Here is a 13,023-nt window from a genome sequence, read left to right as displayed (position 1 = left end):
CGCACCGCCTGTCGCCTCCGCCCCGCGTTTGTCGAAAAAGTCACTGCTCCTTCCTTCGGTGACGCGGGCTCTCGTTTTGCGGCAATCGGACCACGCGCTCCGGCAGAGGTGCATTCGGAGGCAGCGGCGATGAGGGAGGAGAAGCCGCCTTCGCCCGAAACAGCAGATCCCGCTCTACCGCGGTGCGCAGCGCAGGGTTTAGCCCGCAGCCGTAGCGCCGCGACATGTGATCCAGCGCAAGAAGGTTCACCAGCGTCTCGGTCATATCAGAATGCTACCGATCCGGCCTGATCCGCGCTCTCGATTTGCGGTGCGGCGTTCAGAGCCAATACCAGATCGTCCAGCTTCTGCAGAATGGCATCCGTTGGATTGCCTTCGCAAAGCATCATCAGTTGTAAACCGGCAGGGCGAGGACGTCCGCATCGATAGACGCTGATCGCACAGACCAATCGGCGTTCGTGTTCCGTCAGTATGCGCGCGCAACCGGGGCAGTCGGGATTGCTGAAGGTAAAGATTGACCGGCGGCTCAGCCGGACCGCCTGCAATACCGCCATCAGGCGGCTCGCAATGATGGGTCCATCGGTGGGACCAAACGTGACCTCCGCGTGTTGGTATCCGCGCATCCAGTTCTGCGACCTTGGCGCCGCAAAGGTGCTTATGAAGAACCGCAAGATTTTAAGACAGGCAATGTCAGAGGTGCTCAGCCCGGCGTTCTCGACAAGGTTTTCTTTGGCTGCGGGATTGCGGTGGCAATCATCGCGCGTTGGGGGATTTGTCACAGTGGAGCCCTCCTGCGTCTTGCTGACGGCAATCGCATCGGCCAATCATATGCGTGCGATGCCGACAATCGAACACCCCGCACGGGTGCTCACAAAGTGATCACCGGGCTGGTCCAATGAGGTGGGAGGGCTGGGCAGTTATTATCTGACAAAAATAATCAGAAAAAGCAAGGGCCTTTGTGCGCGAGAGCGATATGGGGTGGGAGCCGCGCACGGCTCCCACCGGTGTTCTTAGACGAAGCTGAACATGTCGGCCTCAATTTCCGCCAGTTGTATGCCATGCAACGCCAGGCTGTTGTCGTCGCTGAACGCGAAAATTAGAGATTGATCTGACTCGCTGGCGATACCGAGCAGATCCTCAAAGCTCTCCGTACCATCGATATCAATGACAATCTGATCAGAGGGGCGGACCAAAACCTGCCCGACAAATCCGACGTCGAAATCCTGGATCACATCCATTCCACCATTGAAAACGAATGTGTCGATACCGGACCCGCCTTTCATGAGGTCATTCCCGGCACCGCCATCCAGCAGATCGTTGCCCATACCGCCACTCAATCGATCATCGCCTTCGCCTCCCGCAAGCACATCGTCTGACTGCCCGCCAAAGAGCTGGTCATTATCCGCGCCACCAACAAGCGTATCATTCCCCAAACCGCCAAAGAGGCTATCCATGCCCGCATCGCCGCGCAGAGTGTCATTGCCGGACCCGCCTTTGATGTTGTCATGGCCCTCGCCGCCGGAGATCAGGTCATCCCCTCTACGCCCGTCCATCTGGTCGTCATCGGCGCCACCGCGCAGCAGGTCGTTGCGGGTGCCGCCGCGATAGCCATCCTCGGATGGTGTCGCGTCCTTGGACGTTGTGAAGTTGAAGGTTGAGGTGTCGCCCTCCTGGATCCCTTCAAACGCCTTGCCTTCCGCATCGACAAAGGCGCTGTCCTCGATTTCCACCGCGTAGCGCGTATCGACGTTGAGATGAGAGGGGGGCGTGATCGTCACCGTGTCACCGTCAAAGGTGACAAGACGTATGTCCGTGACGTCGATTTCCGCCCGTTCACCGGTGTCGCGATTGACCAGCGTGATCAAGCCATCGCCTGGCATGACCTCTTCGGTAAACGTGAGGGTGAGTACCGCGCCGTTTTCCACATCACGCCCGTTGTCCGAAGGTACGGCGCTTTTCAGGAAAGGAGCCGGGTCCGCGTCGAAATCCACCTCTTGCGGGGCGTAGACCGATCCGTCGGAGGCATAGCCCAGACGCCCGTCTGAGTTGGAGCCCCAGGTGAAGATCGCACCGGTGTCACTGACCGCGATGATCGAATTTGGCCCGGTCTGGATTTCAACGATGTTGATGTCGTCCAACTCGGCGATCTTGGTGGGCAGGAAGCTGACGTCGCTTTCGGTTGCCGGATCGCCGTCAAGCCCGCCGGTGGGTCCCTCGTCATTCGGTCCCCAGGCATAGACATCGCCGTCCTGGGTCAAGGCCACGGCCCAGCGAGCGCCGCCTTTGACGTCGATCACCCCCTCGGGCAAGCCGGTCAGCTCTACCGGAGTGGCGACATCTGCTGGATCGGCTGTGAAGGTACCATCGCCGTTGTCGGTGCCTTGCAGCAGTTGACCCTCGTCGCTTTGACCCCAGCCGAAGACACGCCCGTCCGATGTCACGGCAAAGGAGGTTTTGCCGTCCGCCGTCACCGCCACGATGTCCTCGGGCAGACCTTCGACCAGCACCGGATCAATGACGCGGCGATCCTCGCTGTCGTTCACCTGATTGTCGGTGTTGCTGCCGAAGGCATAGACCTTGCCATCGTCGGTCAGCGCCAGCGTATGGGAGGTGCCGGACGTGGCCACCAGCACCGTCTCATCCGCGAGCGCCGTTACAGCCGTCGGCACCAGCCGTTCGTCCTGATCGCCCGTGCCAAGCTGGCCGTTGGTATTGCTGCCCCAGGCATAAAGCGTACCATCGGCGGCCACTGCATAAGACACCCCGTTGCCGTTCTCGATGCCGATGATCTCCACATCATCCAATGCGTCGATCTTGGTCGCAGCTTGGCGGCTGTCTTCGTCGCCCAGGCCGAGCGGCCCGCGGTTATTGAAGCCAAAGGCGTAGACATCCCCGTCATCGGTCAGGAAGGTTGTGTGCAACATGCCTGCAGCAACAGATTTGATCGTGCCCTCAAACCCTTCGGGCAGTTCCACCGCAAGCGGGGCTTTGACGTCGAACCCGATGCTGCCGTTGCCGAGTTGGCTTACGACATTCTCGCCAGCGCTGTAGAGGACGCCGTCCCGCAGAAAGACAGAGAAATGGTTGCCCGCGCCAACGGTGCTGGCCACGATCTGTCCCTCGCCTTCGTAGGTTTCCACCGAACGGGGGCGGATCAGTTGATCGTCGTATTGATCCGAGCCGAAAATGACCGTCTCGCCCGCATCAAAGAAATCTCCGTCACCGTTGAGATTGGTCAATTTGACCACATTGCCGTCGCCGCCAAAGCTGTTGGCCGTCAGGACCAGCCCGCCCGCGTCATCGGTGGCCAGAGAAAAGCCGATCTCTGCGGGGATACCCTCTGGCATGGCATTGGCGTTCCAGACCTCCACCGCTTCGGACACAGTGTCGATCTGGCCGGAGCCATCGAGGTCCTTCAGGCGGTAGATTTTCAGAACCTCGTCATTGTCTGGGAACCATGTCAGGGTGTAGAGCGCGCCGTCCAAAGAGACAGCGGAGGAGATGTCCACTGGCGCGCCGAAGTTCATGTCATCCGAGATGAAATTGGTCACCTCATCCGTCTGGATGGTGCCGTCACCGTCGAGATCCTCAATCCGGTAGATCACATCCGTGGCCGCGCCGGTGAGGTCATTCAGATAGGCCACATTCCCGTCAAAGCTGAGATCAAAAGGCACCGCTGTGTCGATGATCGTCTGCACATCGAGCCAGACCGTCGCTTCGCCTGCGTCATTTGCGTCGCCGTCGCCATTCAGGTCAACAGTGCGGTAAATCGCATCCTGCGGGGTCGAGGACGTGCCCGCGTTGGCCACGTAAATCGCGCCATCAGCGCCTTCGGCGATGCCATTGGGCGTGATGGTCGACAGCCCACCTGCGTTCTCAGCGGAAAACCACACCGCAGCTTCGCCTTCATCCTGAGCGTCGCCGTCGCGGTTGTTATCGATCAGCCGGTAGACGGCGTCACTGGTCCCGTCACCGATGTAGACTGATTTGTCGTCTGCCTGATGTACGGTGAAGACGTTATTCGTCGGTGTCGCCAGATCGCTGGCGTTGCTGCCGTCGAAAAAGACGGTTGTCTCACCGGGCCCGCTTGCAATGCCATCCCTGTCCAGATCCTGCAACAGCAGCACCTGATCCCTGCGCTGGTCCCCGACCAGAATTCCCGATGTCGTAGTTGTAGATATGCGCCCCATTTGGCCACCCCCAAGAAAAGAGTGAGCGCCTTGCAACCAGCTGGGTACTCAAAAATGATTGATTTTCGATGCGTTGCATCTGGGTCGTTCTTGTATGATTTTTGCAAGGAGGTGAAGCCCCCATGTGCATAAATCGGATCCTTATGATGTGTGGCGCGCTGAGCTTGTCGGTCTCGTTGGCTATCAAACTGATTGGGAAACCGTTTTTGAACTGAAAGCGAGAAAACGGCTGGAAACGGCTCCTGGCACCAAAGCAACCCGGCTGGCTGAAACACCGTTAGGGCCGTGGCGCGGACCGCACCGGTAAATAGTCGCCCGGGTTCTGAGCAACAAGTTTCCAAACGGAGGCTGTGGCAAAACCGAGGTTCGCATCGGGTCAAACTGATGGATCCCGCGACTTGAACGGGTATTGAGTTTTCAGATCACCATCGATGTGCAATAGGCAATCAAAAGTCAGGTCTCAAGATACCAAATCGGTTTCCCATGCGTGCCGGAATAGATGGACTTTCAATCAGGAGAACCGGAACAGCCGAGGTCTACCTGTAGCCACAAGCTTTAAGGAGAACCTCAGCGAAATCCTGTCGGAAAGATCGAATGGACGAGAAATGCGCGCCCTGCGCATGATGCGCGAAGACAACGGCAACCTTGCCATCCTGCCCAAGCCATCCGGCATACCATCCCTCAAACGAGCCTGAAAACTGACCGGCCTGCACGGGACCGGACCCCGTTTTTCCACAAAGCTTGAGCGCGCCGAGGTTTCCCGCCGCTGCCACCCGGGTCAGGGCTTCAAGATGGACATCGTCGACGCCAAGGGCGCCGGTCAGGAGACGCTCCAAAAAGTGAACATGTTCGGTGACGGAAAGGGCCAGCGGCCCACCAAGCCAGAACGTGTCCGAGCCAGTCGGCACATCAGCGTTGCCGTACCCCCAATCCGACAGCAAATCGCGATAGCGCGGCGCTCCGACCTCGACAGCAATATCTTGGAAATACCATGCCGCCGACCGCCGAAACGCGGATTGCAGCGTTTGACCCTGTCGCCAGGCGTCCGGCCAATAATGCGCCGCAGGACGTAGCTTCGGGTCCCAGTCGCGCCAGGATTCGATGCTTTCCGCGACACCGGTTTCCAGCGCGATCAAGGTATTGGGGATCTTGAAGGTGGACCAGGGCGCATGGCGGGTCTCAAGGTCGCTTCCTGCAAGAACGCACCGTGCACCGGAGGTAAGATCGAGCGCGAGGAAGCTCGACTGTCTTTCACCGATGTCACCGGTGAACTGTTCGCGGTCCAACATCGTGTCGGCGACCGCTGCGCCTGGAAACGGCCAGAACAGAAGAACAAAGAGACCGACCCTTGCGACGATATTTGCGATCATTGATTGAGGCATGAGATGTTTCCTGTGATGTGGACCCGCTGGGATCCAGGCCTGCTTTTTGCAAATACGCGCCGCTTTTTCTCAGAACGAGGCCGCTGGTCGCAAGCGACGCGTTGCCGGTTGACTTTCTTTCGCACTGCTCGGTGATCCGGAACGCCACCATCCGGGCACTAAGCGACAACTCGTCCCGCGGGGCCGCGTCGTGGATGGCGCGCACCTTTGGCCGGTTGGCTTCGGCGTCAGGTCGGATCGCGATTTCTTTGGTTGTACCTGTCATTTCTGGTCGCTGGAAATCAATCTTTCTGCATCAAATAGAGGCGGTTTTGATTTCGCATTCTTATAGGCGGTCGGCGTCATATCCGTCACGCGCTTGAACGCCGAATAGAATGACGAGCGTGAGTTAAAGCCTACCTCATAGGCAATGGCCAGGACGGTTGTCTCCCCCGCTTCAACAAGCGGGATGGCTTCCTTGACCCGCCAGCTGTTTACAAATTCGAAGAACGATTGGCCCAGGTTTTGGTTGAGGGTCTGAGAGACATAGTTCAGCGACACCCCCACGTGCGCCGACAGCGCACTGAGTGTCAGATTTGGGTCTCGATAGAGGTGATCCTCCTGCATCGCGCGCAACAGCTTTTGGGCGATCCGGTGCGATTGATCGATATCAAGGGCGCTTCTTTGATATTTTGTCGCATGGTGTTCTGCCGCCTCATCCAAAGCTTTCGTGGCGTGATCCAGCTCAGGGGACGGGCGCAGCCCCCAGAGGGCCACCGCAGCAACGACGATCAGAACCAGGAAGCTGTCAAACAGCGGACCGACAGGATCCTGCTTGCCCAATAAGATCAGGGTCTCTCCGGCAATGGTTTGCAGGATGTAGGAGCCCATCGCAAAAGCAAGAACTGCGACCCAGCGCAATTCCATTCCTTCGGTGCTGGCAAAATGCTGCTTTAGACGCGCGATATGGCCTGCCTGGGTTCGTGCGACCCAGATGACATAAACCGCCCATTGCAGTACAAGCGCGACCGTCAGGAGGGTGAAGCCATAGTGCAGAAGACGCAGACCGGGCAGAGAAGCCTCAGCCATGGTGTCGGAATACCAGATGTCGCGCGTCGCCGCAGGCAGGGCCATGGTTACAAAAGAAAAAATAAGAACCACACCGGGCAAGGCAAAATGCAAAGCAAGTGCTTTGCCGTTGCCAGGGTGTCCGCTGAAATCGGTCAGCTCTCGCACATAAAACAGAAACAGCGGCATTATGCAGAAATTGGCGATGAAGCTTTTGAGCTCGACCCCATCCCGGATGACCTGTGGCATTTCATGGGTCAGCGCCACCGCCAAGGTGTCGAGCTCGCTGAGCGCAAAAGCCGCGAAAAACAGCGCCAGCGTCGTTCGAGAGGGCGCGCTCCATCTCTGCGACCAGCTTATCATGCACGCAAGGACAGCGACGGCAAAGGTGGCCGTGACCGTCGCAACCAAAAGCCTATCAGGGTCAAAAATCATTGACTGGTCCAACCTGCACCACCGTGGTGAACTCGCATCAATGCCTATCGCGAAGCCAGCCCCATCTCAACAATCGCCTGGTGCATTTGTGTCCGCGCCGTTCGGATCGGACATTTACCTCGGTCATTCGGACGACATTTGGGCTGATGAATGCAATCTTTTGGGCTAGGGGCGCTGGCCGCAGAACCGAAACAGACAAGGGGACTATTCCATCATGCCATCCAACAGTTCGGGCGTTTGTGACACTCAAGATCCGGCAGGTGCTCCGGTGTCGGCGCTGGCGCGATTGGATACGGTTTGGTTGCATGGCGCGGGACTGGCGGGCGACACTTGGGGGCCCATCACAGCGGGAGTTGCGCGCGCGGTCACACCGGATCTGCCTGGGCATGGGCGCGCGAAATTGGTCAAGCCGCCACGCGTTGAAACCTATGCCGACGCGCTGTCCCATCTCGTGCCGCAGGACGCCGTGTTAATCGGGCATTCGCTTGGTGGTATGGTCGCGCTGGAACTGGCCGCGCGATTGCAGGATCGGGTCATGGCGCTCGTCTTGATCGAAACCGTTCCGACCGTGCGGGATCGCCTTTCCGGGCGGGTTTCGGCAAGCCTTGCCTCGGGGCTGTTCCAGTCGATCCCGATCTCATGGCTGGCGTGGCTGTCCGGCCTTGGTCAAAGTCGCGAAACCTGCACCGAGCTGCGGCGGCAGATGGCGCGCATGGACCGCGTTCGCATCGCCGCCGCCCTGGAAGCTGCTGCCTGTTATGACGGGCGACCACGCCTATCTCAGATTGACGTCCCAACGCTCTTGATCGTTGGAAAGCAAAATACCGCCACCCATCATGGTACCGCCCTCATGGCGGAGCGTATCCGCGGGGCGAGGCTGGTAAAACTGCCCGGCGGGCATATGTTGCATACTGACAACCCTGTGCAGTTGAAGCGCAGTATTGATGGTTTTCTGTGCCGATCCCTGCCGAATTGATCGAGGCAATCACCACCTCAAGGCTGCGGTTGGCAGGTTCCACATCCAGGCTGCGAGCAACGCCCAAGCAAATAACGGAAGCGCGACCAGAACGAGAAGACGGTCGCCCCGGACCCAACTCGAGGCCCCCATCGGCCTGGCGAGCCAGATTCCGGCCCAAGTCGATGTTATCGCGGCAGCCGCGTAGAGGCCTGTCAGGGTCCAGAGACCCATCCCCGCTGTTGCCTGAGACGGTAGATCTCGCCCATTCAGGACCGAGTTCAAGATCGCCACGCTGCCGATGACACCCCCAAGCCACACGAGACCCAGCCAAAGCGACATACCCATCGCACGGCGCTTTGACCGCCGCGCGGCAACAGCGCACGCGAGGCATAGAAGAGAGCCGGTCAGAGCCGCTGCCAGGCCCGAATGCAATGAGATTGCGCTCTGCCAGAACGCCAACCGGTCGAAACTGAAAATACCGCCGTTGATATGTGCACCCGTCAGGCGGCCCGAGGTGTCACGGCGAAAACCGAGGCGCATATCGCCTTCTGGTGTCTCAAATTGACCCTCGCCCGTCGCCTGGAACAGTCGGGAATACCCAAGCCCGGAGACGAGAAGCATCCCCTCATCAGTGGGTCGGATTTCGATTTTGTGGGCGTTGCGAACCCGCAATCGGTCCAGACCGGTCTCGTTTCGTCGGGTGGTGATAAAACGTCCCGTATAAACATGCAGGCAATCTGCGTCACACGCCACCCGCGCCGACGGCTGTCTTGTTTGTGGCGCAATTACCTCGCGCAAAGCCCGGCGCGGCAGGCCCATCAACGCGCTGCCACTGGGGCCATTCGCCGCGATAAAAAATGCCAGATCCAGTGTAGGGATCAGCACCATGTTGGTGTGAAATCCGAAATGCGTGCCACCGTGATAATAGACGGTATGTCCAGCCCAGGTATCGGTCCAATATCCAAGGGTGCGCCCCGCAAACGCTGCCCGGTTCGGCCAAACTGGCCGTTGCAAATCCGCTATGGTGTCAGGGGAAAGAACCGTTGCGTCGTCAACCGCGCCCTGCTTGAGCAACATTTGCATGATGCGGCCCATGTCCTCGGCGGTCAGAGCAAGTCCGCCGGACGGGGCGTGGATTGCTGGAAAAGGCGAAGGATCGATGGCCAGGTAGCGCCCGGCGTCCCAGACATGAAAAGGGCTGGGCGTCTTGGTGCCAGACGGCTCATGCATGAAATGGGGGGCGTCAATTCCCACCGGGCGCAAAATGGACGTGGCGACATAGTCTTCGAAGGATTGGCCCGAGACCTGGGCCACGATCTCTCCCAGCAAAACATAACTGGCATTGGAATAGGTTATCGCCTCCTCGGCCGGTCGGATTTGCCGTGGAAGGATTGCCGAGATTTGCGCGATACGCGACAGGGCATCACGCTCGGAATGCGCGGCGAAATAGCCGGAATAGCGCTCTTCCAATCCGGCAGCATGGCTCAGCAGGTGGACGATGGTGATGTCACCAAAACGCTGGTTTAACTCCAACCCCGGAAGGTATCGTGTGATGGGGTCGTCAAGCGCGATACGCCCTGTATCCACAAGCTGGAGAATAGCCAGGGCTGTGAAGACTTTTGTGATAGATGCCAGCGGGATAACGTCCTGCTCAGGGGTCATGAGACGCCCGGTTCTTGCATCGGACAGCCTGTAGCCGCGCGACAGAACCACCTCTTCGCTTGAGACGATAACCACCACCGCACCGGCAACGGCATCCTGATCAAGACCGGTCGTCACCAACCCATCGACGAAGCCTCCGAGCTCTGCACGCCAGGTCTCTTGCGGGTGTGCCGTGCTGGCGCCCAGCGAGGCGACGCAAATGAGCGCAGCGCGCAGGAAGAGACGCGCGAGGGTCAACCCATGTTGCAGTGCCGAATAGGGTGTTTCGGAAAGGGAGTGGTTCATCGACAGCTCCAAGCGATGTCATCTGGTCAAGGCCGGTCAATCCGACCTCAATCCAACTACAGGGTCAAAGCCCATGGGTCGTTCGGTCGTATCGGCGCGGACAATAGTGTGATATATCGAGAGGCTGTTTGGTCCCAGCCCCATGTCTCTGTCTTCTGAGCCAATAGGGAGAGATGACGGGCTGGCGGAGATCCTCAAAACGTCATCTGCACAACCTGCATGCGCCCCTTGAATTTTTGCGACTGACCCTCATGACCGATCATTTCGATTTTCAATAAAAGACTGATGGGATTTTCCCCAAATTTTCCTGTGCTGATTGACCTGGAGAGCCTGCCTTTGAGGGTGCCCGTTAAGCGCTCCGAAAGGAGTCACCCGTAATTAGAGCAGTTGAAAATCACCTGTTCGCAGTGTTGGGGCGGGTGCGCCAATTCAGTCACTTCATGATGGGCCTGCTCAATGTCGCTTTTGAAACGCACGGGAAACGAATCCAATCCACTCAACAGCCTATTTGTGAAGTGCTCCCTCATGGTGGTCATTTGCATTGTGGCCGTGGTGGCAGCTGTTGCGATGGTGAACAGACAGATGAAGTCTGAACTGTCGTATGAGGCTCTAAGCACGCGTGCATCGGAAGTGACGGGGTTGCTGGCAATGCAAATGGGCGGTGCCATCAAGTTTGGAAATGAAAAAGCAATTGAGGACGTCGTGGTCGGCGTTATCGATGCCGCAAAACCCGATGCGATTGGGGCCTTCGTGATGAATGCCAATGGTGTGACCGTTTACAGCACCGGGAGCGAAAGCTTTGATCTAGACGCAGCACAGCAACTGGCGCAAATGGCGCTGGAGCAGGGGCAGCCGATCCTGTCTGAGAACGGTCTCATGAGTGCCCAGCCCTCTGTTTTCGGGGATGAGGGTGCGGTCTCCGGGATCGTGGTGACAAGTTGGAGTTCGGCAAGCCAGCTGGAACGTTTGAGCGTCTTGCAAAATAAGGCGCTGACGGCAGGCCTGGGCGTTATGGTCGTGGCTGTGATGCTGGCTGGTTTCTTTTTGCGCAGCCAGATGTCGCGGCCTTTGGTCAGGTTGACCCAGGCGATGAGTGGCGTTGCCAAACAGGACTATAAGGCGGAAATTCCCTATACAAAACGGGGGGATGAAGTTGGGCAAATGGCGCGGCGGCTGGATACTTTCCGCGAAGCACTGGCCTTTGCAAAAAGTGCTGAGCGCGAGAGCGCCTTCAAAAGTGCTGCGTTTGTAGGTTCGACCGCGCCGATGATGATGGTCGATGAAAAACTGTCGGTGATATTCATGAACCCGGCGTGTGACACCATGCTGAACGGTTTGTCGGAAGACTTGGCTGAAATGTGGTCCGAGGTGTCAGGCGGGGCGTTTTTAGGCGCTGATTTGGCCAATTTTCGGGAGTTAAGCGCGCAAACGAAAGACATTCGGGAAAAGGGGATCGATGCATTGCCGGTATCGCATTCCGTTAAGATCGGAAGTGCTCTCATTGAGATCAATATCAATGCGGCCTTAAGTGACGCAGGTGATATGATCGGTGCAGTCATCGAATGGGCAGATCAAAGTGAAGCGGCCAGGAACGCAGCGGTCCTCAAATCCATCGATGATAGCCAAATTCGTGTAGAATTTGACAAACGCGGGCAGGTGATCGGCACCAACTCCAACTTGCTTGAGGCACTGAATGCCGACGAGCAGGAAATTCTGTCCAGGAGTTTTGCCGAACTATTCCAGGGCATGGCAGATGGTGCGGAACCAGCCTCGGATCTGCAAACCCGCGTTCTTAAAGGCGAGCCGGTTTTTGGACGATTTGAGGTTTTGGATACAACCTCTGAAAAAACACTGATTCTAGAGGGTAACTTTACATCGGTTCCGGCGCCGGACGACACAATTGATCGGGCGATTTTCCTGGGCACAGATGTCACCGAGGCGGCGCGAGCGCTCATTCAGGTCGAGCAGGAACGAGCGGAGACAGTGGAAAAACAAAAAGGCGTGGTTGAAGCATTGGGCGTGGGATTGAAGGCCCTTGCCGAAGGCGATCTGACACGCGACATAACCACAGTATTTCCTGCTGAGTACGAGAAACTGCGCAACGATTTCAATGAGGCTGTGCGTTCCTTGAAGGAAGCGGTTAGTGCGGTGATGCACAACTCGGAGTCAATTCGGAACGAAACCGGTGAAATTACGACAGCGGCGGATGATCTGTCCCGACGCACAGAAAAACAGGCCGCGACGCTTGAGGAAACTGCCGCGGCGCTGGATGAATTGACGAGTTCCGTGCGCTCAGCCGCCGAAGGTGCGGATGAGGCCTCGTCGATGTCTGCAGATGCGCAGGCCAATGCTGAAAAGGGGGGGGAGATTGCCCGGCAAGCTGTGCAGGCGATGGATGGGATCAAGACCTCGTCGGAGGAAATCTCAAAAATCACTACTGTGATTGACGATATCGCCTTCCAGACCAACCTCCTGGCATTGAATGCGGGTGTCGAAGCTGCGCGGGCCGGCGAGGCTGGCCGTGGTTTTGCGGTGGTGGCCACGGAGGTTCGGGCGCTGGCGCAACGGTCCTCGGACGCGGCACGCGAGATCAACGCTTTGATTTCGAGTTCGGGAGAACAAGTCGGACAAGGTGTTGATCTGGTGGATAAAACCGGAACTGCGCTTGCATCGATTGTGACCTCTGTTTCGGAGATATCAAAACGCGTCTCGACCATCGCGGCCTCAGCGCGAGAGCAGTCCGCAGGCCTGAATGAAATCAATACTGCCGTGAACGAGTTGGATCACGTGACGCAACAAAACGCGGCCATGTTTGAAGAGACTACAGCCGCAAGCCATGCGTTGACAGCTGAAGCTGATGCGCTCGCATCGGCAGTTGCGCGTTTCACTTTGGATTTGGAAACCGTTGCAAGATCGAAAACGTCTCCAGAGGTCACACCGAGGTCTGATAAACCGACAGTGGCGAGGCCAGCTGTTACACACGGCAATTTAGCGCTGGACATTGACGAGGATGTCGACCTGGATGCGGGTTGGGAAGAGTTCTGAGCGCAGCTAAATAGGTTCG

At 57.9% G+C, this 13,023-nt stretch carries 8 protein-coding genes; 2 read left to right on the top strand and 6 right to left on the bottom strand.

Annotation, left to right across the window (positions count from 1 at the left end):
* Nucleotides 1-40 precede the first annotated feature (40 nt).
* The 5 genes from Q1A63_RS08825 to Q1A63_RS08805 all read right to left on the bottom strand — a co-directional run bounded on the left by Q1A63_RS08825 (nt 41) and on the right by Q1A63_RS08805 (nt 7,054).
* Nucleotides 41-265 carry a hypothetical protein gene (locus tag Q1A63_RS08825; RefSeq protein ID WP_298971252.1) on the bottom strand — a complete coding sequence of 75 codons (225 nt, stop codon included), beginning with the start codon at nt 263-265 and terminating at the stop codon, nt 41-43.
* 1 nt (nt 266) lies between these two features.
* Nucleotides 267-779: a hypothetical protein gene (locus tag Q1A63_RS08820; protein WP_298971254.1), complete on the bottom strand. Its 513-nt coding sequence runs from the start codon at nt 777-779 to the stop codon at nt 267-269.
* A gap of 231 nt (nt 780-1,010) precedes the next feature.
* Nucleotides 1,011-4,190, bottom strand: a complete 3,180-nt coding sequence (locus Q1A63_RS08815; protein ID WP_298971257.1) for an Ig-like domain-containing protein — start codon at nt 4,188-4,190, stop codon at nt 1,011-1,013.
* Between the two features lie 536 nt (nt 4,191-4,726).
* A complete protein-coding gene (locus Q1A63_RS08810) occupies nt 4,727-5,572 on the bottom strand; it encodes a penicillin-binding transpeptidase domain-containing protein (RefSeq protein ID WP_299631259.1) in 846 nt (281 codons plus the stop codon).
* A 261-nt stretch (nt 5,573-5,833) separates the two neighbouring features.
* A complete protein-coding gene (locus tag Q1A63_RS08805) occupies nt 5,834-7,054 on the bottom strand; it encodes a helix-turn-helix domain-containing protein (protein WP_298971261.1) in 1,221 nt (406 codons plus the stop codon).
* Between the two features lie 214 nt (nt 7,055-7,268).
* Here Q1A63_RS08805 and Q1A63_RS08800 point away from each other — a divergent pair, with 214 nt between their 5' ends.
* A complete protein-coding gene (locus Q1A63_RS08800) occupies nt 7,269-8,030 on the top strand; it encodes an alpha/beta hydrolase (protein WP_298971263.1) in 762 nt (253 codons plus the stop codon).
* Between the two features lie 9 nt (nt 8,031-8,039).
* On the opposite strand, the gene Q1A63_RS08795 is transcribed toward Q1A63_RS08800, so the two are convergent.
* Nucleotides 8,040-9,959 carry a serine hydrolase domain-containing protein gene (locus Q1A63_RS08795; protein ID WP_299631256.1) on the bottom strand — a complete coding sequence of 640 codons (1,920 nt, stop codon included), beginning with the start codon at nt 9,957-9,959 and terminating at the stop codon, nt 8,040-8,042.
* 456 nt (nt 9,960-10,415) lie between these two features.
* Here Q1A63_RS08795 and Q1A63_RS08790 point away from each other — a divergent pair, with 456 nt between their 5' ends.
* Nucleotides 10,416-13,004, top strand: coding sequence for a methyl-accepting chemotaxis protein (locus Q1A63_RS08790; protein ID WP_299631254.1), 2,589 nt, complete (start codon nt 10,416-10,418; stop codon nt 13,002-13,004).
* Nucleotides 13,005-13,023 lie beyond the last annotated feature (19 nt).

Source organism: uncultured Roseobacter sp., from assembly GCF_947499265.1.
In the GTDB taxonomy this organism is placed as follows: Bacteria; Pseudomonadota; Alphaproteobacteria; order Rhodobacterales; family Rhodobacteraceae; genus Roseobacter.
The sequence above is the reverse complement of the archived record's forward strand: the minus strand, read 5'-3'. Positions and strand labels throughout refer to the sequence as shown.